The organism is Paraburkholderia sp. BCC1884, from assembly GCF_900996225.1.
Taxonomy (GTDB): Bacteria; Pseudomonadota; Gammaproteobacteria; order Burkholderiales; family Burkholderiaceae; genus Paraburkholderia.
This window is the reverse complement of the sequence record NZ_CAAJGL010000044.1, coordinates 14,374-37,441: the sequence shown is the minus strand read 5'-3', so window position 1 is coordinate 37,441 and position 23,068 is coordinate 14,374. Positions and strand designations below refer to the sequence as shown.

30 protein-coding genes are annotated in these 23,068 nt (G+C 58.9%); all 30 read right to left on the bottom strand.

Annotation, left to right across the window (positions count from 1 at the left end; all coding sequences use genetic code 11):
- Positions 1–5 precede the first annotated feature (5 nt).
- The 30 genes from secY to FQ705_RS03000 all read right to left on the bottom strand — a co-directional run bounded on the left by secY (position 6) and on the right by FQ705_RS03000 (position 23,002).
- Entirely contained in the window at positions 6–1,352 is a 1,347-nt protein-coding gene (gene secY / locus FQ705_RS03145) for a preprotein translocase subunit SecY (protein ID WP_144137972.1), read from the bottom strand.
- A gap of 48 nt (positions 1,353–1,400) precedes the next feature.
- A complete protein-coding gene (gene rplO / locus FQ705_RS03140; RefSeq protein ID WP_035554754.1) occupies positions 1,401–1,835 on the bottom strand; it encodes a 50S ribosomal protein L15 in 435 nt (144 codons plus the stop codon).
- Positions 1,836–1,864: 29 nt separating this feature from the next.
- Positions 1,865–2,047 carry a 50S ribosomal protein L30 gene (gene rpmD / locus FQ705_RS03135; protein ID WP_028199571.1) on the bottom strand — a complete coding sequence of 61 codons (183 nt, stop codon included), beginning with the start codon at positions 2,045–2,047 and terminating at the stop codon, positions 1,865–1,867.
- Positions 2,048–2,058: 11 nt separating this feature from the next.
- Positions 2,059–2,577 carry a 30S ribosomal protein S5 gene (gene rpsE, locus FQ705_RS03130; RefSeq protein WP_006052219.1) on the bottom strand — a complete coding sequence of 173 codons (519 nt, stop codon included), beginning with the start codon at positions 2,575–2,577 and terminating at the stop codon, positions 2,059–2,061.
- 14 nt (positions 2,578–2,591) lie between these two features.
- Positions 2,592–2,957, bottom strand: coding sequence for a 50S ribosomal protein L18 (gene rplR / locus FQ705_RS03125; RefSeq protein WP_144137971.1), 366 nt, complete (start codon positions 2,955–2,957; stop codon positions 2,592–2,594).
- 12 nt (positions 2,958–2,969) lie between these two features.
- Positions 2,970–3,500 (bottom strand): 50S ribosomal protein L6, encoded by a 531-nt coding sequence (rplF, locus tag FQ705_RS03120; protein WP_144137970.1) that lies wholly within the window; start codon positions 3,498–3,500, stop codon positions 2,970–2,972.
- 18 nt (positions 3,501–3,518) lie between these two features.
- The gene (rpsH, locus tag FQ705_RS03115) at positions 3,519–3,914 is read right to left on the bottom strand and encodes a 30S ribosomal protein S8 (protein ID WP_006052216.1); all 396 of its coding nucleotides are present in this window, start codon (positions 3,912–3,914) and stop codon (positions 3,519–3,521) included.
- A gap of 14 nt (positions 3,915–3,928) precedes the next feature.
- The gene (rpsN, locus tag FQ705_RS03110) at positions 3,929–4,234 is read right to left on the bottom strand and encodes a 30S ribosomal protein S14 (RefSeq protein ID WP_144137969.1); all 306 of its coding nucleotides are present in this window, start codon (positions 4,232–4,234) and stop codon (positions 3,929–3,931) included.
- 7 nt (positions 4,235–4,241) lie between these two features.
- Complete coding sequence (rplE, locus tag FQ705_RS03105) at positions 4,242–4,781, bottom strand: 50S ribosomal protein L5 (RefSeq protein ID WP_006052214.1); 540 nt, start codon at positions 4,779–4,781, stop codon at positions 4,242–4,244.
- A gap of 17 nt (positions 4,782–4,798) precedes the next feature.
- The gene (rplX, locus tag FQ705_RS03100; RefSeq protein WP_074766156.1) at positions 4,799–5,107 is read right to left on the bottom strand and encodes a 50S ribosomal protein L24; all 309 of its coding nucleotides are present in this window, start codon (positions 5,105–5,107) and stop codon (positions 4,799–4,801) included.
- A gap of 9 nt (positions 5,108–5,116) precedes the next feature.
- On the bottom strand, positions 5,117–5,485 hold the full coding sequence (rplN, locus tag FQ705_RS03095; RefSeq protein WP_006052212.1) for a 50S ribosomal protein L14: 369 nt from the start codon (positions 5,483–5,485) through the stop codon (positions 5,117–5,119).
- A 290-nt stretch (positions 5,486–5,775) separates the two neighbouring features.
- Entirely contained in the window at positions 5,776–6,048 is a 273-nt protein-coding gene (gene rpsQ / locus FQ705_RS03090) for a 30S ribosomal protein S17 (RefSeq protein WP_007180129.1), read from the bottom strand.
- Positions 6,045–6,239 (bottom strand): 50S ribosomal protein L29, encoded by a 195-nt coding sequence (gene rpmC, locus FQ705_RS03085; protein ID WP_007180130.1) that lies wholly within the window; start codon positions 6,237–6,239, stop codon positions 6,045–6,047. Before rpmC ends, rpsQ begins: the two co-directional genes overlap by 4 nt.
- Before the next feature lie 10 nt (positions 6,240–6,249).
- Positions 6,250–6,666: a 50S ribosomal protein L16 gene (gene rplP, locus FQ705_RS03080; protein WP_042329259.1), complete on the bottom strand. Its 417-nt coding sequence runs from the start codon at positions 6,664–6,666 to the stop codon at positions 6,250–6,252.
- Between the two features lie 2 nt (positions 6,667–6,668).
- Positions 6,669–7,475, bottom strand: a complete 807-nt coding sequence (rpsC, locus tag FQ705_RS03075) for a 30S ribosomal protein S3 (RefSeq protein WP_144137968.1) — start codon at positions 7,473–7,475, stop codon at positions 6,669–6,671.
- 11 nt (positions 7,476–7,486) lie between these two features.
- Positions 7,487–7,819 carry a 50S ribosomal protein L22 gene (gene rplV / locus FQ705_RS03070; protein WP_197070230.1) on the bottom strand — a complete coding sequence of 111 codons (333 nt, stop codon included), beginning with the start codon at positions 7,817–7,819 and terminating at the stop codon, positions 7,487–7,489.
- A 7-nt stretch (positions 7,820–7,826) separates the two neighbouring features.
- Positions 7,827–8,102, bottom strand: coding sequence for a 30S ribosomal protein S19 (gene rpsS, locus FQ705_RS03065; protein WP_054036552.1), 276 nt, complete (start codon positions 8,100–8,102; stop codon positions 7,827–7,829).
- Positions 8,103–8,112: 10 nt separating this feature from the next.
- A complete protein-coding gene (rplB, locus tag FQ705_RS03060) occupies positions 8,113–8,940 on the bottom strand; it encodes a 50S ribosomal protein L2 (RefSeq protein ID WP_144137967.1) in 828 nt (275 codons plus the stop codon).
- A gap of 2 nt (positions 8,941–8,942) precedes the next feature.
- Positions 8,943–9,257 (bottom strand): 50S ribosomal protein L23, encoded by a 315-nt coding sequence (rplW, locus tag FQ705_RS03055; protein WP_007180135.1) that lies wholly within the window; start codon positions 9,255–9,257, stop codon positions 8,943–8,945.
- Complete coding sequence (rplD, locus tag FQ705_RS03050) at positions 9,254–9,874, bottom strand: 50S ribosomal protein L4 (protein WP_144137966.1); 621 nt, start codon at positions 9,872–9,874, stop codon at positions 9,254–9,256. The genes rplW and rplD overlap by 4 nt, the downstream gene beginning before the upstream one ends.
- Entirely contained in the window at positions 9,874–10,533 is a 660-nt protein-coding gene (gene rplC / locus FQ705_RS03045) for a 50S ribosomal protein L3 (protein WP_074301417.1), read from the bottom strand. The genes rplD and rplC overlap by 1 nt, the downstream gene beginning before the upstream one ends.
- 200 nt (positions 10,534–10,733) lie before the next feature.
- Positions 10,734–11,045 (bottom strand): 30S ribosomal protein S10, encoded by a 312-nt coding sequence (rpsJ, locus tag FQ705_RS03040; protein ID WP_091019600.1) that lies wholly within the window; start codon positions 11,043–11,045, stop codon positions 10,734–10,736.
- A 126-nt stretch (positions 11,046–11,171) separates the two neighbouring features.
- The gene (tuf, locus tag FQ705_RS03035; protein ID WP_111932934.1) at positions 11,172–12,362 is read right to left on the bottom strand and encodes an elongation factor Tu; all 1,191 of its coding nucleotides are present in this window, start codon (positions 12,360–12,362) and stop codon (positions 11,172–11,174) included.
- A gap of 46 nt (positions 12,363–12,408) precedes the next feature.
- Positions 12,409–14,511 (bottom strand): elongation factor G, encoded by a 2,103-nt coding sequence (gene fusA, locus FQ705_RS03030; RefSeq protein WP_144137965.1) that lies wholly within the window; start codon positions 14,509–14,511, stop codon positions 12,409–12,411.
- Between the two features lie 134 nt (positions 14,512–14,645).
- Positions 14,646–15,116 (bottom strand): 30S ribosomal protein S7, encoded by a 471-nt coding sequence (gene rpsG, locus FQ705_RS03025; protein ID WP_006053291.1) that lies wholly within the window; start codon positions 15,114–15,116, stop codon positions 14,646–14,648.
- A 177-nt stretch (positions 15,117–15,293) separates the two neighbouring features.
- Positions 15,294–15,674: a 30S ribosomal protein S12 gene (rpsL, locus tag FQ705_RS03020; protein WP_006998493.1), complete on the bottom strand. Its 381-nt coding sequence runs from the start codon at positions 15,672–15,674 to the stop codon at positions 15,294–15,296.
- 222 nt (positions 15,675–15,896) lie between these two features.
- Positions 15,897–17,744 carry a DNA helicase RecQ gene (gene recQ, locus FQ705_RS03015; RefSeq protein WP_144137964.1) on the bottom strand — a complete coding sequence of 616 codons (1,848 nt, stop codon included), beginning with the start codon at positions 17,742–17,744 and terminating at the stop codon, positions 15,897–15,899.
- Between the two features lie 124 nt (positions 17,745–17,868).
- Entirely contained in the window at positions 17,869–20,085 is a 2,217-nt protein-coding gene (locus tag FQ705_RS03010; protein WP_144137963.1) for a patatin-like phospholipase family protein, read from the bottom strand.
- A gap of 100 nt (positions 20,086–20,185) precedes the next feature.
- Positions 20,186–21,715 (bottom strand): acyl-CoA-binding protein, encoded by a 1,530-nt coding sequence (locus FQ705_RS03005; protein WP_186307768.1) that lies wholly within the window; start codon positions 21,713–21,715, stop codon positions 20,186–20,188.
- Positions 21,716–21,718: 3 nt separating this feature from the next.
- Positions 21,719–23,002 carry an MASE1 domain-containing protein gene (locus tag FQ705_RS03000; protein WP_144137962.1) on the bottom strand — a complete coding sequence of 428 codons (1,284 nt, stop codon included), beginning with the start codon at positions 23,000–23,002 and terminating at the stop codon, positions 21,719–21,721.
- Positions 23,003–23,068 lie beyond the last annotated feature (66 nt).

The window sequence follows — 23,068 nt, the reverse complement described above, 5'->3', positions numbered from 1 at the left end:
TCCTTTCAACGCATCGGGACGCCGCCGCCTTTGAAATTAGCTTTCTTCAGCAGCGATTCATACTGTTGCGACATAACGTACGACTGCACCTGCGCCATGAAATCCATTGTGACGACGACAATGATCAGCAGCGACGTTCCACCAAAATAAAACGGCACGTTCCAGCGCAGTACCAAAAACTCGGGCAGCAGACAAACGAACACGATGTAGATCGCACCGGCCAGCGTCAAACGCGTGAGGATGCGGTCGATATATCGCGCTGTTTGATCGCCCGGGCGGATGCCTGGGACGAAAGCGCCACTCTTTTTCAGGTTGTCGGCCGTCTCTCTGCTGTTGAACACCAATGCGGTGTAGAAGAAGCAGAAGAAAACGATCGCCAACGCGTACAGCAACACGTACACGGGCTGACCGGGCTTAAGGGCTTCGGCCACATTGTGCAACGTGTCTGCGAACCAGCTGGTACGCGATCCCGAACTAAACCAGTTCAGGATAGTTGCCGGGAAGAGAATGATCGACGATGCAAAGATCGGCGGAATCACACCCGACATATTCAACTTCAGCGGCAGATGCGAAGACTGTCCGCCGTAAATCTTGTTACCGACCTGCCGCTTTGCGTAGTTCACAAGAATCTTGCGCTGGCCGCGTTCGATGAACACCACCAGATACGTCACAGCAGCAATCAGCGCGACGACGATAATCGCGGATACAGGACTCATCGAGCCGGTTTGCACCAGCGAGACCAAGCCACCGATTGCATTTGGGAAACCCGCTGCAATTCCGCCGAAAATGATGATCGAGATACCGTTACCAAGCCCGCGCTCCGTGATCTGCTCACCCAGCCACATCAGGAACATCGTGCCGGTCACCAGCGTCACGACCGTCGTCAAACGAAACACCATCCCCGGATCGATCACCAGAGCCGGCTGATTTTCCAGTGCCACGGCGATGCCGAAAGCCTGGAACGTCGCCAACAGGACCGTAAAGATGCGCGTGTACTGCGTAATCTTCCGTTGACCTGCCTGCCCTTCTTTTTTCAGCGCTTCCAGCTGCGGCGAAACAATTGCCAACAACTGCATGATGATCGACGCCGAAATGTACGGCATGATCCCCAGCGCAAAAATCGTGAACCGCGAAAGCGCACCACCCGAGAACATGTTGAACATGCCAAGGATGCCGCCGGACTGGCTTTGGAACAGCTTTGCCAGCTGGTCCGGGTCAATACCCGGCACCGGAATGTGCGCGCCGATACGGTAGACGATCAGCGCCAGCAGCAGGAACACTGCACGCCGACGCAGATCGCCAAACTTCGCCGCGCTACGACCGGGTTTTGCGAGACTCGGGCTGTTAGCCAAGTACCTTCTCCGATGCTAATGCTAGTGACGGCAAAATCGACTTGCGCGTTACTCGGCGAACGAGCCGCCGGCTGCTTCAATAGCAGCGCGCGCACCCTTCGTCGCACCCAGACCCTTCACAACGACCTTACGCTTCAGCTCGCCGGTTTTGATGATCTTGGCGCTCGTGATCATCTCGCCAATCAGGCCGGCTTGCTTCAGGGCCAACAGATCGATCTCGTCGACCGGCAGCTTTTCCAGATCCGAGAGGCGCACTTCACCGACGAATTCCTTCGTCAGCGAGGTGAAGCCGCGCTTCGGCAGGCGACGTTGCAGCGGCATTTGACCGCCTTCGAAGCCAACCTTGTGAAAGCCGCCCGAACGCGACTTCTGACCCTTGTGACCACGGCCAGCAGTCTTGCCGAGGCCAGAGCCAATGCCGCGACCAACGCGACGCTTTGCGTGCTTCGCGCCTTCAGCCGGCTTCAGGTTATTCAATTCCATTATCAACTCCTTGAGTCCTGGTCAGCCGCTTAGCCGATGACCTTAACGAGGTACGAAACCTTGTTGATCATGCCGCGCACAGCGGGCGTGTCCTGCAACTCGCTAACCGAGTTGAGTCGGCGCAGACCCAAGCCTCGCACCGTAGCACGGTGCGTTTCACGGGTGCCGATCAGGCTCTTGACGAGCTGAACCTTGACAGTTTTATCAGACATGGTGCCCACCTTTAGCCCAGAATATCTTCGACGGACTTACCACGCTTCGCCGCGATGTCGCCCGGAGTGGACTGCTTGCGCAGACCGTCCAGCGTTGCACGAACGAGGTTGTAAGGGTTCGTCGAACCGTGGCTCTTGGCCACAACGTTCTGCACGCCCATCACGTCGAACACTGCGCGCATCGGACCGCCGGCGATCACACCGGTACCGTCCTTGGCCGGAGCCAAGAGGACCATCGATGCGCCGTGCTTACCGTGCACTTCGTGTTGCAGGGTACCGTTCTTAAGCGGCACCTTGAACATGTTGCGGCGAGCCTGTTCCATCGCCTTCTGAACAGCGACCGGCACTTCTTTTGCCTTGCCCTTGCCCATACCGACGCGGCCATCACCGTCGCCAACCACGGTCAGTGCGGCGAAGCCGAGAATCCGGCCACCCTTCACGACCTTGGTCACGCGGTTGACCGAAATCATTTTTTCACGAAGGCCGTCGTCGCGTTCGTCAGCCTGAACTTTCGCTTGCATCTTTGCCATGACGAATTCTTCCCTTAGAACTTGAGTCCGGCTTCGCGCGCCGCATCAGCCAGCGCTTTCACGCGGCCGTGGTAACGGAAACCCGAACGATCAAAGGCGACGGATTCGATGCCGGCAGCCTTAGCCTTTTCTGCGATGCGCTTGCCAATCAGGGTCGCAGCAGCGACGTTGCCGCCCTTGCCTGTCTGATCAGCCAGTTGCGCACGCACTTCGGCCTCGAGCGTCGACGCGCTGGCGAGCACCTTGGTGCCGCACGGCGAGAACACTTGCGCATAAATGTGCGTGTTCGTGCGATGCACGGCGAGACGCGCGACCTGCAGCTCAGAGATCTTGATACGCGTCTGACGAGCGCGGCGCAGGCGAGATTGAGTCTTATCCATGATTGCGCACCCTTACTTCTTCTTCGTTTCTTTGAGGATCACAACCTCATTGGCGTAACGCACACCCTTGCCCTTGTAGGGCTCCGGCGGGCGATAGCCGCGCACTTCTGCAGCGACTTGGCCAACTTGTTGCTTATTGATCCCCTTGATCACGATTTCGGTTTGCGTCGGGGTTTCAGCCTTGACGCCTTCCGGCATCTGGTGCACCACGGGGTGCGAGAAACCCAGCGACAGGTTCAGCTTGTCGCCTTGCGCCTGTGCGCGGTAACCGACGCCAACCAGCGTCAGCTTGCGCTCGAAACCCTTCGTCACGCCGTTCACCATGTTCGCAACCAGTGCGCGCATCGTGCCCGACATCGCATTCGCTTCGCGGCTTTCGTCAACCGGCTCAAACTTCAGCGTGCCATTGTCGTTCACCACTTTCACGAGGCTGTTAGCAGCCTGCGAAATCGTACCCAGCGGACCCTTGACGGTGATGCGTTCGTCGCTCAGGGCCACTTCTGCGCCTTCCAGCGCGATCGGGCTTTTACCTACTCGAGACATGTTTCTCTCCTTTCGGCCTTAAGCGACGTAGCAGATGACTTCGCCGCCAACGCCCGTTGCACGCGCCTTGCGGTCCGTCATCACGCCCTTCGGCGTCGACACGATTGCCACGCCGAGGCCATTCATGACCACGGGGATGTCGTTACGGCCGCGGTACACACGCAGACCAGGCTTCGAAACGCGTTCAATGCGCTCGATCACCGGACGGCCAGCGTAGTACTTCAACACGATGTTCAATTCAGACTTCGCACCTTCGGACTTCACTGCGAAATCATCGATATAGCCTTCGTCCTTCAGGACCTGCGCAATCGCAACCTTGACTTTCGACGAGGGCATAGTCACCGAGACTTTCTCAACCATCTGCGCATTGCGGATGCGAGTCAGCATATCGGCGATAGGATCACTCATGCTCATTTACGTTTCTCCTATTACCAGCTCGCCTTGGTCAGGCCAGGGATCTCGCCGCGGAACGCGATTTCGCGAATCTTGTTACGCGCCAGCCCGAATTTACGGAACGTACCGCGCGGACGACCGGTAATTGCACAACGATTGCGCTTACGGGTCGGGTTAGAGTTACGCGGCAGTTGTTGCAGTTCTAGACGTGCTGCGTAATGCTCTTCGTCCGACTTGCTCATATCGCTAATGATCGCCTTCAGCTCCGTACGCTTGGGAGCGTATTTAGCAGCGAGGCGAGCACGCTTCTTTTCACGTTCGATCAGTGCCAGTTTAGCCACGGTAACCTCAGTTTCTGAACGGGAACTTGAAGCTGGCGAGCAGAGCCTTTGCTTCGTCGTCGGTCTTCGCAGTTGTCGTGATGCTGATGTTCAGCCCACGCAGTGCGTCGATCTTGTCGTAGTCGATTTCGGGGAAAATGATCTGCTCTTTCACACCGATGTTGTAGTTGCCGCGACCATCGAACGCACGACCCGAAACGCCACGGAAGTCACGCACACGGGGGAGCGCAACCGTCACGAAACGGTCCAGAAATTCGTACATTGCCTGACCACGCAACGTGACCATTGCACCGATCGGATAGCCTTGACGGATCTTGAAGCCAGCGATTGCCTTGCGTGCCTTCGTGATCACCGGCTTCTGGCCTGCGATCTTCGTCAGGTCGCCGACGGCGTTTTCGATGATCTTCTTGTCAGCAACCGCTTCGCCAAGGCCCATGTTCAGGGTGATCTTGGTAATGCGCGGCACTTCCATCACGGACTTGTAACCGAACTTCTCGATGAGACCGGGTACAACCTTTTCTTTGTAAAACTCTTGCAAACGAGCCATTTTTTTACTCCGCAGCGTCAGGCGCTCAGCTCGGCACCGGTCGTTTTAAGGAAACGGACTTTCTTGTCTCCTTCGACCTTGATGCCTACACGCGACGCCTTGCCATTCGCGTCGACCAATGCGACGTTCGAAATTTGCAGCGGCATCGTCTTGGCTTCAACACCGCCCGTCGTACCCTTCATCGGGTTCGGCTTGACGTGCTTCTTGACGAGGTTGATACCCTCGACAATAACTTTGTCTTCGCCAACGGACAGCACGACGCCGCGCTTGCCTTTATCTTTGCCGGTGATGACGATAACTTCGTCACCTTTGCGAATCTTGTTCATCGCGACTCCTTACAGCACTTCAGGTGCCAGCGAAACGATCTTCATGAATCGTTCGCTACGCAACTCGCGCGTGACAGGCCCGAAAATACGGGTGCCAATAGGTTCGAGCTTGGCATTCAACAACACGGCGGCGTTGCCATCGAACTTGATCAGCGAGCCGTCCTGACGGCGCACGCCCTTAGCGGTGCGAACCACCACGGCGTTATAAATTTCGCCTTTCTTCACGCGCCCGCGCGGCGTTGCTTCTTTGACGGTCACCTTAATGATGTCGCCAATGCTGGCATAACGACGCTTCGAGCCGCCGAGCACCTTGATGCACATAACTTCACGCGCACCCGTGTTGTCGGCCACTTCAAGCCGAGTTTCGGTCTGGATCATGGTTTATCTTTCCCAACTTAATCCGGTCACACCACCATGGCGTACCCGGTCAGTCTTGGTCCCGTCAGCCAATCGGCTGCTTGGGTTAGAACAGCAGCGACGGCAAACGAAACCCGCCATCGCAATCCGGTGAATCCTTCGGAACAGACTGGCGCCTGAACCGCTTCCCCCACCAACTTCGCCCGCGACGGGGCTCCCATAAAAGAGGGAAGACCGAGATCATATCACATAATCCCGGCCTTGCAAGCGAAACTTACTGCGATTTCAATTACTTCTACAACTTTGCGGCGTCAGATGACGCGAGCAGCCTCGACCAGGCGAGCCACAACCCAAGCTTTCGTCTTCGAAATCGGACGCGTTTCCTGGATTTCAACGAGGTCACCCTCGTTGTACGTGTTCGCATCGTCGTGCGCGTGGTACTTCTTCGAGCGCACAACGTACTTACCGTAGATCGGGTGCTTCACGCGGTGCTCAACCAGCACGGTGACCGTCTTGTCCATCTTGTTGCTGACGACCTTGCCGACCAGCGTCCGCTTGAGCGAGGTTTTTACGCTATCGTTCATTTCTGGTTCGCCTTCTCAGTCAGGACGGTCCGCACACGTGCGATGTCGCGACGGACCTTCTTCAGCTGGCTCGTGTTCGTGAGCTGCTGGGTCGCGAGTTGCATGCGCAGGCCGAATTGCGCCTTCAACAGGTCCGACAGCTCCTTGTTGAGCGCGGCCTGATCTTTCTGGTGAAGTTCGGAAGCCTTCATCATTTGCTCCTTAGGCGCCGAGCTGACGCACGATAAACGTCGTCTTAAGCGGCAGCTTAGCTGCAGCCAGACGGAACGCTTCGCGTGCCAGCTCTTCGGTTACGCCGTCCATTTCGTACAGCATCTTGCCCGGTTGAATCTCTGCGACATAGTACTCAGGGTTACCTTTACCGTTACCCATCCGTACTTCAGCCGGCTTGTGCGAGATTGGCTTGTCCGGGAAGATGCGGATCCAGATGCGGCCACCACGCTTGATGTGACGCGTCATTGCACGACGTGCCGCTTCAATCTGGCGCGCGGTCAAGCGACCACGACCGACAGCCTTCAGGCCGAATTCACCGAACGACACCGCGTTGCCGCGGGTAGCGATGCCGGTGTTACGACCCTTCTGCTCTTTGCGATACTTTCTGCGTTTCGGTTGCAGCATCGTTATTCTCCAGTCTTCCCGTCGCCGCCGGCACCGCCAGCACGACGAGGAGCGCCACGGCGTGCACCTGCCGGGCCACCACCTTCACCATCGCGACGCGGACGGCGATCGCCACCCGGACGTGCGTTACGGCGCGGACGCTTTTCTTCGGCGGTTTCTTCAACCACCGGAGCGTCGTTGCGACCGAGCGTGTCGCCCTTGTAGACCCACACCTTCACGCCAATGATGCCGTACGTCGTCTTCGCTTCCGAAGTTGCGTAGTCGATATCAGCACGCAGCGTATGAAGCGGAACGCGACCTTCGCGATACCATTCCGTACGAGCGATTTCGATACCGTTCAGGCGGCCTGCGCTCATGATCTTGATGCCTTGGGCACCCAGACGCATGGCGTTTTGCATCGCACGCTTCATCGCGCGGCGGAACATAATCCGGCGCTCGAGTTGCTGCGTGATCGAATCCGCGATCAGTTGCGCATCGGTTTCCGGCTTACGGATTTCTTCGATGTTGACGTGGACCGGAACGCCCATACGGCGTTGCAGTTCCGACTTCAGCAACTCGATATCCTCGCCCTTCTTACCGATGACCACACCCGGACGCGAGCTATAAATCGTAATGCGCGCGTTTTTCGCCGGACGCTCGATGACGACGCGACCAACCGAAGCGTTCTTCAGCTTCTTCTTCAGGTATTCACGAACACCGATGTCTTCCTGCAACATCGCCGCGAAATTGTTGTTGTTCGCGTACCAACGCGACGCCCAATTGCGGCTGACGGCCAAACGGAAGCCAGTCGGATGAATTTTCTGTCCCATCGTATGACCCCTTAATTCCCGACCGTCACAGTGATGTGACAGGATTGCTTCTCGATGCGGTTACCGCGGCCTTTAGCGCGCGCAGTAAAACGCTTCAGCGAGGCAGCCTTGTCGACCATGATGCTCGTTACCTTGAGCTCGTCGATATCAGCGCCTTCGTTATGCTCCGCATTCGCGATCGCCGACAGCACAACCTTTTTCACGATTCCCGCAGCCTTCTTCGGCGAGAACGTCAGAACGTTCAGCGCCTTGTCGACCGGCAAACCGCGGATCTGGTCAGCCACAAGGCGCGTTTTCTGCGCCGAGATGCGGGCACCGCGATGAATTGCTTTCACTTCCATCATGATCCCCTTATTTCTTAGCCTTCTTGTCGGCTGCATGACCCTTAAACGTACGGGTCAGTGCGAACTCGCCAAGCTTGTGGCCGACCATGTTTTCCGAGATGTACACCGGAACGTGTTGACGGCCGTTATGCACAGCAATCGTCAAACCGATGAAATCCGGCAAAATCGTCGAACGACGCGACCAGGTTTTGATCGGCTTCTTGTCACGCGCAGCAGCTGCCGACTCAACTTTCTTCAGCAAATGGGCGTCGCAGAACGGACCTTTTTTTACAGAACGTGCCATTGCCTACTCCTTAACGCTTGTGACGGCGCTGGACGATCATGCTCGTCGTGCGCTTGTTGCTGCGGGTGCGATAACCCTTAGCAGGCGTGCCCCACGGGCTCACCGGATCGCGACCTGCAGCCGTCTTGCCTTCACCACCACCGTGCGGGTGATCGACCGGGTTCATTGCAACGCCACGCACCGTCGGGCGGATACCGCGCCAGCGATTTGCGCCAGCCTTACCGATCTGACGGAGACTGTGTTCTTCGTTGCCAACTTCACCAATCGTCGCGCGGCATTCAACGTGAACGCGGCGGATTTCACCCGAGCGCAGGCGGACCTGTGCGTAGATGCCTTCACGAGCCAGCAACATCGCCGACGTACCAGCCGAACGCGCCATTTGCGCGCCCTTGCCCGGCAGCATTTCGATGCAGTGAATCGTCGTACCGACCGGAATGTTGCGGATCGGCAGTGCGTTGCCTGCGCGGATCGGTGCTTCCGAACCCGACATCAGTTGCTGACCGACGGTGATACCCTTCGGAGCGATGATGTAGCGACGTTCGCCGTCCGCGTACAGAACCAGCGCGATATTTGCGCTACGGTTCGGATCGTACTCAAGACGCTCGACCTTCGCTGCGATACCGTCCTTGTTGCGACGGAAATCGACGACGCGATAGTGATGCTTGTGACCACCACCCTTGTGACGCGTGGTGATGTGACCGTTGTTGTTACGGCCGGCAGTCGAGGATTGCGCGTCGAGCAGCGGTGCGAACGGCTTGCCCTTATGCAAATCCTTGTTGACCACCTTGACCATCGCGCGGCGACCCGGCGAAGTCGGCTTAACTTTAACGATTGCCATGATTACTTGGCCTCCGCTTCAAAGTTGATTTCCTGGCCGGGCTTCAGGCAGACATATGCCTTCTTCACGTCCTTGCGCTTACCCATGAAGCGACCAAAGCGCTTGGCTTTGCCCTTCGAGACCAGCACGTTGACGGAATTGACTTCCACCTTGAACAGCAGCTCGACTGCAGCTTTCACTTCCTGCTTCGTAGCATCGGGCGCGACTTCGAACACGACTTGCTCGTTCTTGTCGGCCACCAGCGTCGCCTTTTCGGAGATCACCGGCGCGAGCAGGACCTGCATCAAACGATGATCGTTTTTGCGAATCTCGCTCATGACAGCAACTCCTCGATCTGGGCGACCGCAGCCTTCGTGATCAGGATCTTCTTGAAGTAGATCAGCGACAGCGGGTCGGCGTAACGCGGCTCGACAACCGCCACGTGGGCGAGGTTGCGCGACGCGAGGTACAGGTTTTCGTCAACTGTGTCGGTGATAACCAGCACGGAGTCGAGACCCATCGCCTTGAATTTTTCGGCCAGCAGCTTCGTCTTCGGCGCCTCGAGCGTCAGCTCGTCGACCACCGAGATACGGCCTTCGCGGGCCAGCTGCGAGAAGATCGAGCAGAGACCTGCGCGATGCATCTTCTTGTTGACCTTATGCGAAAAGTTTTCTTCCGGCGAATTCGGGAAGATACGGCCACCGCCGCGCCACAACGGGCTCGACGACATACCGGCACGAGCACGGCCCGTGCCCTTTTGGCGCCACGGCTTCTTGGTCGTGTGCTTGACTTGCTCACGATCCTTCTGCGCGCGGTTGCCGCTACGGGCATTCGCCTGGTACGCGATCACGACCTGGTGAATCAGGGCTTCGTTGTAGTCACGACCGAACACTACGTCCGACGCGCTAACGCCTGCACCTTCCTGACCATTGGCGTTCAGGAGCTTAAGTTCCATTATTTCGCTCCTTTCACGGCACGCGTCTTCACGGCCGGCGTAACGAATACCTTGCCACCCTTCGCACCCGGAACGGCGCCCTTGACCAGCAACAGCTTGCGGTCAGCGTCGATACGAGCGATTTCGAGGTTTTGCACCGTTACCGTGTCGTCACCCATGTGACCGGTCATGCGCTTACCCGGGAAAACACGACCCGGATCCTGCGCCATACCGATCGAACCCGGCACGTTGTGCGAGCGCGAGTTACCGTGCGATGCACGGCCGGATGCGAAGTTGTAACGCTTGATGGTACCGGCGTAGCCCTTACCGATCGACACGCCTTGCACGTCGACCTTCTGGCCTACTTCGAACAGCTCGGGACCAACCACGGTGCCATTCGACAACTCGGCAGCCTTAGCGGCATCGATCTGGAATTCTTTGAGGATTTCACCGGCTTGAACACCGGCTTTGGCGAGATGACCGGCCAACGGCTTCGTCACGCGCGATGCACGGCGCGTACCGAATGCAACCTGCACGGCCGTGTAGCCGTCGGTTTCAACAGTCTTGATCTGCGTCACGCGGTTGTCGGACACGTCCAGCACGGTAACGGGAATCGAATCCCCTTCTGCCGTGAAGATACGGGTCATGCCAACCTTGCGACCTACGAGTCCAAGGCTCATCGTTTTCTCCATTCCCGACTGCGATTGGTCGGGGCTAATTTACAAATGCCGGTGCCGTTTCGGGCATGAAATCATGCTGCAGCGCACCGACTTTTTTGCGCAAATGCGCGAAAAGCCCACTATTATAGCGAGACCTTTCGTTTTCCGCAAGCAATCAATGACTTAGCGTTGTCCAGCAAGACGGACAACCGCTGAAAGCCTTACTGCAGCTTGATTTCGACGTCCACACCAGCCGGCAAATCGAGCTTCATCAATGCGTCGACGGTCTTATCCGTCGGGTCGACGATGTCCATCAGGCGTTGGTGCGTGCGAATTTCGAGCTGATCACGCGACGTCTTGTTGACGTGCGGCGAACGCAGAATGTCGAAGCGTTGGATGCGGGTCGGCAGCGGCACCGGACCACGAACGATTGCGCCAGTCCGCTTTGCCGTGTCGACGATTTCAGCTGCCGATTGGTCGATCAGGCGATAGTCGAACGCCTTCAGGCGAATACGGATTTTTTGGTTCGGCATGACAATTCCTTGGAAAGAGCGAGGCGGTATTGCACCGCCAGATAGTAAAAGAACGTAGAGCCGGGCACCCGCTGTGGGCTGATGCCCGGCTCCGGGCACCACGTACTGCAAATTCGATCCGCGATTTTACTCGAGAATCTTGGCAACCACACCGGCGCCGACCGTACGACCGCCTTCGCGGATAGCGAAACGCAGGCCTTCTTCCATCGCGATCGGGTTGATCAGCTTCACCGTGATCGACACGTTGTCGCCCGGCATGACCATTTCCTTGTCCTTCGGCAACTCGATCGAGCCCGTCACATCCGTCGTACGGAAGTAGAACTGCGGACGATAGTTGTTGAAGAACGGCGTGTGGCGGCCGCCTTCGTCCTTGCTCAGCACGTACACTTCAGCCGTGAAATGCGTGTGCGGGTTGATCGAGCCCGGCTTCGCCAGAACCTGACCACGCTCCACGTCTTCACGCTTCGTGCCGCGCAGCAGGATACCAACGTTGTCGCCCGCCTGACCCTGGTCGAGCAGCTTGCGGAACATTTCCACGCCCGTGCAGGTCGTCTTCACCGTCGGCTTGATACCGACGATTTCGATTTCTTCGCCGACCTTCACGATGCCGCGCTCAACGCGACCCGTCACCACCGTGCCACGACCCGAGATCGAGAACACGTCTTCCACCGGCATCAGGAACGCACCGTCAACTGCGCGCTCCGGCGTCGGGATGTACGTGTCCAGTGCATCGGCCAGGTTCATGATTGCCACTTCGCCCAGCTCGCCCGTGTCGCCTTCCAGCGCCAGCTTGGCCGAACCCTTGATGATCGGCGTGTCGTCGCCCGGGAAGTCGTACTTCGACAGAAGTTCGCGGACTTCCATCTCGACGAGCTCCAGCAGCTCAGCGTCGTCCACCATGTCGCACTTGTTCAGGAACACGATGATGTACGGAACGCCAACCTGACGCGCCAGCAGGATGTGCTCACGCGTTTGCGGCATCGGGCCGTCTGCAGCCGAACACACCAGGATCGCGCCGTCCATCTGCGCTGCACCCGTGATCATGTTCTTCACATAGTCAGCGTGGCCCGGGCAGTCGACGTGTGCGTAGTGGCGGTTAGCCGTTTCGTACTCGACGTGCGCCGTGTTGATCGTGATACCACGTGCCTTTTCTTCCGGCGCCGCGTCGATCTGGTCATATGCCTTCGCTTCGCCACCAAACTTCTTGGTCAGAACCGTCGTGATCGCTGCCGTCAGCGTGGTCTTGCCGTGGTCAACGTGACCGATCGTGCCGACGTTCACGTGCGGCTTGGTCCGTTCGAATTTACCTTTAGCCATGTTTCTCTTCTTTCAAAAGTTAATCGTTGAATGACTTGCCGCGCGCTTACTTCGACTTCGCGTTGATGATCGCTTCAGACACGTTGCGCGGTGCTTCGGAATAGTGCTTGAACTCCATCGTGTACGTTGCACGACCTTGGCTCAGCGAACGCAGCGACGTCGAATAACCGAACATTTCCGACAACGGCACTTCGGCGCGAACGATCTTGCCGCCGCCGATCATGTCTTCCATGCCCTGAACAATACCGCGACGGCCCGACAAATCGCCCATCACGTTGCCCATGTAGTCTTCCGGCGTTTCGACTTCCACGGCCATCATCGGTTCGAGGATGACCGGTTGAGCCTTGCGCATCGCTTCCTTGAACGCCATCGAACCGGCCATGCGGAATGCATTTTCGTTCGAGTCAACGTCGTGGTACGAACCGAACGTCAGGTGAACCTTGACGTCGACGACCGGGAAGCCCGCCAGCACGCCTGCCTTCAGCGTTTCCTGGATACCCTTGTCCACTGCCGGGATGTACTCGCGCGGAATCACACCGCCCTTGATCTCGTCCAGGAACTCGTAGCCCTTGCCTTGCTCATTCGGCTCGAGCGTAATGACCGCGTGACCGTACTGGCCGCGACCACCCGACTGCTTGACGAACTTGCCGTCAACGTCTTCCGCCTTGCCACGAATCGTTTCGCGGTATGCAACCTGCGGCTTGCCGACAGTTGCTTCCACGCCGAATTCGCGCTTCATACGGTCAACCAGAATTTCCAGGTGGAGCTCGCCCATGCCCGAAATAATGGTTTGGCCCGATTCTTCGTCCGTTTGAACGCGGAACGACGGATCTTCCTGAGCCAGACGGTTCAGTGCCAAGCCCATTTTTTCCTGGTCCGGCTTCGTCTTCGGCTCAACAGCCTGCGAAATCACCGGCTCCGGGAAAATCATGCGTTCGAGCACGATCGGGTGCAGCGGATCGCACAGCGTGTCGCCCGTGGTTGCATCTTTCAGGCCAACCGCAGCAGCGATGTCGCCTGCATGCACTTCCTTGATTTCTTCGCGCTGGTTTGCGTGCATCAGCAGAATACGACCGAGACGTTCCTTCTTGTCCTTGGTCGCGTTCAGCAGCGTGTCGCCGGACTTCGTCGTGCCCGAGTACACACGGAAGAAGATCAGCTGGCCGACAAACGGGTCGGTCATGATCTTGAATGCGAGCGACGAGAATTTCTCGTCGTCAGCGGCACGACGCTCAGCCTTCTCACCGTTTTCGAGTTCGCCCGTAACCGGCGGAATGTCGATCGGCGACGGCAGGAAGTCGAGCACGGCGTCCAGCATCCGTTGCACACCCTTGTTCTTGAAGGCGGTGCCGCACAGCATCGGCTGAATTTCGCAAGCGATCGTACGGTCGCGCAGACCCTTAACGATTTCCGCTTCCGTCAACTCGCCTTCTTCGAGGTACTTGTTCATCAGCTCTTCGCTCGACTCAGCGGCAGCCTCGACCATCTTCTCGCGCCATTCGTTGCACGTATCAACCAGCTCAGCCGGGATTTCTTCGTACGAGAACTTCGTGCCTTGGGACGCTTCATCCCAAATGATCGCCTTCATCTTCAGCAGATCGACGACGCCCGTGAAGTTTTCTTCTGCACCGATAGGCACCACGACCGGAACCGGGTTTGCCTTCAGACGCAGCTTCAGCTGGTCATAAACCTTGAAGAAGTTCGCGCCGGTACGGTCCATCTTGTTGATGAACGCGAGACGGGGAACCTTGTACTTGTTAGCTTGGCGCCACACGGTTTCCGACTGGGGCTGAACGCCGCCCACTGCGCAGTAGACCATGCATGCACCGTCGAGCACGCGCATCGAGCGTTCAACTTCAATCGTGAAGTCAACGTGGCCCGGGGTGTCGATGATGTTGATGCGGTGCTCAGCGCGGTCGCCGGCCATGCCTTTCCAGAACGCCGTGGTAGCAGCGGACGTGATCGTAATGCCGCGTTCCTGCTCCTGCTCCATCCAGTCCATGGTGGCAGCGCCGTCGTGAACTTCACCAATCTTGTGGTTCACGCCGGTATAGAACAAGATGCGCTCGGTCGTCGTCGTTTTGCCGGCGTCGATGTGAGCGCTAATACCGATGTTACGGTAGCGCTCGATAGGTGTCTTGCGAGCCACTTTGATCCTCTATTGGGATGACGCGATGCGAGAAAATACCCATCGCGCTGTAACACAAACGGGCGAGGCGCTTTGTAAGCGCACCCGCCCGGAATTTCTTTCCGCTTTTTCTGCTAAACCCGGGACCGGGAAGCTTAGAAACGGAAGTGCGAGAACGCCTTGTTGGCTTCTGCCATCCGGTGAACTTCGTCGCGCTTCTTCATCGCGCCGCCACGGCCTTCGGCCGCTTCGGAGAGTTCACCTGCCAGACGCAGGGCCATCGACTTCTCGCTACGCTTCTTCGCGGCTTCACGCAGCCAACGCATCGCCAATGCCATACGACGCGACGGGCGCACTTCGACCGGAACCTGGTAGTTCGCACCACCAACGCGGCGGCTCTTCACTTCGACCACCGGCTTGACGTTGTTGAGCGCTACCGTAAACACTTCCAGCGGGTCCTTGCCACCCTTGGTCTGGATCTGTTCGAAAGCGCCGTACACAATGCGCTCAGCAACCGACTTCTTGCCGGAGAGCATCAGCACGTTCATGAACTTAGCTACATCAACGTTACCGAACTTCGGATCCGGCAACACTTCCCGCTTGGGGACTTCGCGACGACGCGGCATGTTTCTTCCTTTGACTTTTCAGTTGGAGCTATTTAGCCCCACGGTCACCAACTAACCCGATTCATCTCTAACGACTTACCAGCCTGGTCGGGTGACCACTTACTCGACAGCACCGGCGATTCCGGCACCACCGCTATTACCGCCTTTACAGGCGACCTGAAACTACTGACCGGCTAATTACTTGCCAGCCTTGGCACGCTTCGCACCGTACTTCGAGCGAGCCTGCTTACGATCCTTGACGCCCTGGGTATCCAGCGAGCCGCGAACCATGTGGTAACGCACACCCGGCAAGTCCTTGACACGGCCGCCGCGAATCAGCACGACCGAGTGTTCCTGCAGGTTGTGGCCTTCACCACCGATGTACGAAATAACTTCGAAGCCGTTCGTCAGACGAACCTTGGCAACCTTACGCAGTGCCGAGTTAGGCTTCTTAGGCGTCGTGGTGTACACACGGGTGCACACGCCGCGACGCTGGGGGCAGTCCTGCAAAGCCGGGCTCTTGCTCTTCGTCGTTTCCGACGCGCGGCCTTTGCGAACCAGTTGATTGATGGTTGGCATTGTTTATTCCTGAAATTGAACAAAATCGACGCATCTGTTTCCGGGCAAAGCAGAAACGATTGCGCATCGAACTTCCTGACCCTGAGTGCATTGCATGGATTGACCACGCACATAGGCATCCCAAGAACCGGAACCTAGCATAATATTCCGAAAATGCTAAGGGAGTCAACAGGTTGCGATGTTTTGCACCTCTGTCTTGCGTTCCGCGGGCCCGTCAGCCGCTCAATCAGCTGCCACGACCTCGAGCAATTCGTCGCCGAAACGGTCAAGCTTGCGTACGCCCATGCCCGGAATGCCGCGTAAATCCTCAATGGAATCGGGGCCGTTGCGAGCAATTTCCGCCAGCGTCGCGTCGTGAAAAATCACGTAGGCTGGCACGCCGTCGCTCTTTGCGGTTTCGGTGCGCCATGTGCGCAGGCGGTCCCAGCGGGCGCGTTCGCGCGGTCCCATGCCGATCGTGGGATCGGCGCGCTCGCTGGTGCGGCCGGACGACTGACGGGTTCGCGTCGGCTTCACGTAACGTCGCATCGTGACGTTTTGTTCGCCTTTGAGCACGGGCTTGCTTGCTTCGGTCAGCACCAGCGAGCCAAAGCCTTCGTGGTCCACCGTGAGGTAGCCGAATGCGACCAGTTGACGAAATATCGCGCGCCACTCCGCCTCACCAAGCTCCGCGCCAATCCCGAATGTCGTGAGTTTTTCGTGCCCACGCTGAAGAATCTTCTCGCCGCGATTGCCCCGCAAGATGTCAATCAAATGGCCCGCGCCGAAATGGAAGCCGCTGGCCCGCTGCGCACGGAACACGCATGAAAGCGCCATTCGCGCCTCGCGCGTTGCGTCCCACGTGTCTGGCGGCTCGAGGCAGTTGTCGCAGTTGCCGCAAGGCTCGCTCGACTCGCCAAAGTACGCGAGCAGCCGCACGCGTCTGCAAGTTGCGGCTTCGCACAGGCCTAACAGCGCATCGAGCTTGCCGGTTTGCACGCGCTTGTGTGCGTCATCGGCGTCCGATTCGTCGATCATCTTGCGCTGCTGCACGACGTCGCCGAGACCATAGGCCATCCAGCCGTTCGCCGGCATGCCGTCGCGCCCCGCACGACCCGTTTCCTGGTAATAGCCTTCAACGCTCTTCGGTAAATCGAGGTGAGCCACGAACCGCACGTCAGGCTTGTCGATACCCATGCCGAATGCAATCGTCGCGCACATCACGATGCCTTCCTCGCGCTGGAACATCTCCTGATGCTTCTGGCGAATCTCGAATTCCATACCGGCGTGATACGGCAGCGCGCGCATGCCCTTCTCTTTGAGCCACTCCGCAGTTTCTTCGACCTTGCGCCGCGACAGGCAATAGACCACGCCGGCGTCGGTGGTGCCATCGGGCTTCGAATGCTCGGCGCGAATGAAATCCAGCAATTGGGTCCGCGCGTTGTCCTTTTCGACAATCCGATAGCGGATGTTCGGCCGGTCGAAGCTCGAGACGAAGATGCGCGCGTCATCGAGCGCGAGGCGGTGGATGATCTCGTCGCGCGTAATCGCATCCGCTGTTGCCGTGAGCGCGATGCGCGGCACGTTCGGGAAACGCTCGTGCAGCACGGACAGCTGGATATATTCCGGCCGGAAATCGTGCCCCCATTGTGAAACGCAATGCGCTTCGTCGATCGCGAAGAGGCCAATGCGAGTGCGTTCCAGCAACTCCTGGAAACGGGGCGTCATCAGCCGCTCGGGCGCGACATATAGCAGATCGATTTCGCCTTCGCGTAAGGCGCGTTCGGTCGCCATCGCTTCGGCGCTGGAAAGGGTCGAATTCAGATAAGCCGCGCGCACGCCCACTTCAGTGAGCGCTGCCACCTGGTCCTGCATCAGCGCGATCAGCGGCGAAACGACGATACCGGCGCCAAAGCCGCTTTCACGGCGCACCAGCGAAGGAATCTGATAGCACAACGACTTGCCGCCGCCCGTTGGCATCAGCACGAGACAGTCGCCGCCATTGGAAACATGGTCGACAATTTCGCCCTGCTGCCCTCTGAACGCGGGGTAACCGAATACTTCGTTGAGGATTTCGAGCGGACGGGACATGGAGTAGGGATTGAACAGCGCGATGCCGGTGACCGGATTTTACCAACCCCCACGCGTCCCGCCCGAAACGTTTGCCTACGTTAGCCATTCGGATTAGGAAATTCGGACCCCGCGCCGATTCGCCTCAGAACTGATTGCCGAGTTGAAAATAGACATTGCGGACGCCGCCGGGCGCCATTGCGAAGCCGAGGTAGATCGGCCCCAATGAAGTCGTCGCGCCGAGAAAGACGCTGGCGCTGGAACGCCATGGTCCGCGCCCGAACGAGGCGCCGCCGTTCCAGACATTTCCGACTTCCGCACTGGCGCCGCCGAACGTGTCACGTATCGGCGCAGAGTTGAAGTGCTTCAATTGCGCGAGATAAGTCAAGCGACCATACATGACGTAATTGCCATTGAACTGATCTTGTGCGTATGCCGCCAGATGCTGGAAGCCACCCAGACTGAACGTGTAGGCATTCACATCCTTGTTGCCGAATTGGCCACCCGCTTCGAACGCGGCATTCACAGTGTGCGCTCCGTAACTGGCCGCCCAGCGCGTACGGAGGTGCGCCGTGTTGTAGCTACCTTCCGACTGGTCGAGCGCCATCTCCGCATATCCGTCGATGTAGTACCCATGCCGGGGAAACAACGCGTCGTCGAGTTGATCGATTTCTACCTCGAGGCGACCGACGGTCTGCGAAGATGAACCCGGCGTTTGCTGTATCACCTCGGTTTCGTCTCCGTCGAGCGGAATAACGAACATCGGCGCTGCGGTCAATAGACTGTAAGACGTTTTGACGCGCTCGACGCTGGCGCGTATTTCACCGAGCTTTCCTAGCGGCAGGCCGGCATTGAGCCCCACCCTCATCTCCTGCAGACGAAGCTTCATCGCGGGAGGTTGGCCGTCGGGTGCGTCATCGTCATAGACGTCTAACTGGTTTCGTTTGAACGTTGCAAACGGCGCCACGTAGATGCCGTCCTGCGAGAAGAGCGGCTGACGTAGTTCGGTTTTCAGCATCAGATCGCGACTGCCGAGTACCACGTCGTTACGCCAGGCGAGTCCGCTTGGCGTGATCCATGGCATGCGGTGTCCAATGCGCAACGAAAATGCGCCGTCACCGCTGAAGTTGCTGGAAAGACCGAGACCGAATAGCAGGAAGTTGGGGCCCCAGCTCTTCGAGTTCGCGCTGACCTGCAGCACGCGCTCGCCTTCCGACCCGGCAAGGTTGTGCGCGACGCTTTCGAAGTCGCTCGCACTGGTCAACTTGGCCAGGTCCCGGTCGATTTCGACAGGATCGTAGACATCGCCGGGCTTCGCCCGCAGGACCTGGCGAACCCGCGCAGCCGGCACTCGACCGTTCGTAACCACCTCGATACGGTCGATCTTTACGCCGTCGGGCAAAAACGCGCGCCCATTGCGCCCGGTGAGATAAGCCGACCACCCGTTCGAGTCGAGCGACAGCGCATCGATTTTTTCCCGCGACGCCGCGACCGCGGCAGCGCCCGCGGCAATGCCCCGAGCAGCGTCGGCGAAATCTGCGAATGCCAGACCGGAGAGATCCGGTTGCAACAGAATGTCCGATGCGCCAAGCTGCGCTTTCTGCCTCTTCACGTTCTGGCTGACCAGCACGCCGAGCACCTGTTGCGTGACGCTTGCGATCGAGGTCAGTTCGTCCGCATGCTTGAGCGGCGTGCCGATATCGACAGCAATTACGATATCGGCGCCCATCTGGCGCGCGACGTCGACCGGCAGATTGTCGACGATACCGCCATCCACGAGCGTGCGACGGCCAAGCACAACGGGTGCAAATAGCCCCGGCACGGCCATGCTGGCCCGGATCGCCTGCGGCAACGAGCCCTTGTGAAGGACAACCCGATCACCGGTTTCGATGTCGGTCGCTATGGCCCGGAAAGGCACTGGAAGATCGTCGAAATCGACGTCGCCAGCAACCCGGCTAGTGTGTTCCTGCAAAAGCGCCAGCAACTGATTGCCCTGAATCAGCCCCTTTGCGGAACGTATGCCACCGCTGCCGAAACCAAGCGGAAATCCAACGGGATAGTCGAGGTTATCCTTGCGCACTTCCTGGGGTTGATTGGTGCGTGCCTCACGGTCGAATGCGACGTCGGTCAAGTCGATACCGGCTAGTGCTCCCTCGATTTCCGCAGCCGACATCCCGCTCGCGTACAGCCCGCCGATCACGGCGCCCATACTCGTGCCCGCGATGCAATCGATCGGCACGTGCAGCGCTTCGAGTTGCTTCAACACGCCGATGTGCGCATAACCACGCGCGCCACCACCAGACAGCGCGAGACAGATTCGCGGACGCGCTTGAGTTGCATGCAACGCTGCCGGATCCGCCATTTGCCTCGATACCGGCGTCACGACTGCAGCAAGCGTGGCATTCGTCAGCAAGCTGCTTGCGGCCAGCAGTACTACGCAGAGAAAACTTCGCAACACGTCGCTACTCGGCCGCCAATTTTCGTGCGAGCGTCACGTACTCGTTCATGGCGAACTCGCGCGCGGTGCCTCGCAATCCGGCCCATGCATCATATTTCGCGCGCCCAATTACGTCCGTTACACCTGGGCGATCTCCGCTGACGTCGCCCTCGAGGGCCTGCTTGTATAGCCCGCGCAAACGGAGCATGACGGATGGCGTAAGCGGGCGTCTGATTATTCCGACTTGGGCAATTGCCTGCTTGAACGCCGAATCGAGCGCCGCGCCCGTCATAAGCGACGCAATGCGATCGTGCTCGCGATGCGGCCCAGCCGGCGCGGAAGCGTTGCTTGCCGCACGAGCTACCGCACACCAGAACGCGTCTTCGTCGGCGGGATGATCCGCGATGTACGTGACCGTGCGAATCCGGTGGTTGCCGAAACCCATTTCCAGAGTACCGTTCGCCACCAGCTTTGCGCCGTCCGCCGAGGCTTCGCTACGAATCGCCAGGTGCACGCCGTCAGGGCCAAACGAAGGTTCCGCAAACCCCGTCACCGCGAACGTGTTGGCGGACAAAGTCACAAACTGCGAAAACAGGTCGATCAGTGCATTGCGATCAGCGTAGACACGTGCCAATGGATTCGAGCCGCGCTGATCCCATCGAACGTCGGCGGCGAACAGGGGGAATACGTCCTCATACCGTTGTGCACGCATTCCCTCGACAAAGCGCTCAACGAGCGAATGAATCTCGTCCGGCGAACAAGGTTCTACCGCGACAGACACAGCCGACTCGCGCCTCGCGACGCCAAGGAAATCCAGCACGCTGCTGGCAACCTGCTCGCGATCGTTGTCGACGCAGATCATGTGATAACTGTTTTCGAGCACGACGACGCGTGCGTCCCCAGCGGTGCGCCGAATAAACTCCGCCGACTTAAGGCTGGTCAGCTCATCCTCGCGCGCATGGACGACCAGCGTTGGACATTGGATCTGCGACGAATCGCGCATGACCCAACGGCGCAAGCGGTCCACTTCGCGGATGCATGCAAGCGGGACCCACCGGTAGTGGAAGTTGTCGCCGCGCTCGAACTTCGCCTTGACGATGTTCCGGACCAGCGCATTCTTGATCCCGTAGGGCTCGCCCTCTTCGATCTTCATTCTGGCGGGCAGCAGCGGCAGGCAGTAGACAACGTATCGCGCGAATCGCCACCAGGGCGTGCTCCATCCGTCAATGTAGATTGGCGGCGCCAAGGTCACGAGGCGACCTTTACTGTGTCCCTCCCGAGCGCATAACGCGGCTGCGAGCAATGCGCCCATGCACATGCCCATCACATGGAAAGTATCGTATTGGCCGACGAGTTCGCGGTATTTGTCGGTCACCGCGTCGATCCAATCTTCGGCGCGAACCGAAACGAGCGCTTCAGGTGTGGCACCGTGCCCTGGCAGCGTCAACGAGTGTGTCTCGATGCCGCAGCGCTTCAGATGGCGGTGCATGGAGCCGAGGTCGAACTGAGTTCCGCCCAATCCGTGAATCAGAAGAGCGCCGGTACGCGTTGACATGGCTTACCCCGCTGCGCGCGCTTGGCGCTGCCAAACGCCTGCTACGAATGCGACATGGCCTTCGTTATCGGATAGTGGCGAGCCGAGGTCGATCAATTCGAGCCAATCGTTCGCAGCGAGCGGCCTCGACATACGAAACGGAAGTTGCACCGGCGACGTTGCCGGTGTGTCCGCGCTCCAGCGAACACGCAGGCGATCGCGGTCGAGTGGGTGCACGCAGGCGAGCACGCCTTCGACTGTGGACAGCGAACCGGTGGTATAGCCAGTGAGGGATTGGACGTCGCCGCGCCATTGCACTGATTGACTCTGCGGGTCGACGGTATAGGCGATGAGCGCGCTGCCCGCGAGCGCAAGCTCGAGGTCCGTACGCCAGCGGTCAGCGTTGGCGTACGCCTGCAGTTCGGCATCGCGCAACGCGTGCACGATTAGCACGAGCATCGCCGACACGCCGACATAAAGTTGCGCTTGCAACAGCGACAAAGCCGGCGACGCTGAGCCGGAGGCGAAGGGCCCCTCGCCGTGAGCGGTATGGCCAAGGCAGATCAGCGTCAGCACGAGAACGGCGAGCGTACCGCCTCGTGCCCCGCCCACAATGGCGACGATGACGACGCAGAACATCGGCAGATACAGGGGACTCGCAACCGACCCGAGCCATTCGGCCGTGGCGCCATCGAAAACGCCCCACGTCAAAAGGACCATCGTGCCGAAGGCGGCGTAGCCAACCCACTCACGCCTCCAATTGTGCCGAATGGATCGCTTAGGCCGGAGCTGCGCCCAAACCGCGATCAAAGGTGTCGTGATGCAGACGCCGACGAAAATCGCGGCGCTCCATTCGCGCAATGGCGACACGAACGGCGTGCCTTTCGTCACGGCAAAGAAGAGCGCACCTCCGCCGCCGAGCAACACGGCGCTCACCAATGCTGCCACGACGACCGCGCGCAGAAGATGCAGCCCTTCCAGCGGCACCTCCATCCGACGAACAACGGCCGAAGCGATCCATGGCGCAACGCCTGCCAGCGCGCCGAGTACGAGCGACGACGGAATATCGCGCCCACCTAAATGCGAGAGAACGGACTGAACCAGCGCGAAAGCGACGGCGAGCAGAGCGCTTGAACCTGAACGCGACAGGACCATGGCCGCGAGACTGACACCCGCGGGCAACCAGACGTAGGGGGCGCGGGCAACGGTTGGAACATTGAACTGCCCCGACACGACACCGGCGACGAGATAAAGACCTACCCACAAAGCCGCGTCGCATAGCGGCACCTTCCGGACATCAAAACTCATTCGACCACCAGGCTTAGCGTGATGTCGGCACGCGCCGACGATCCCGCATACTAGGCACGGTGATTT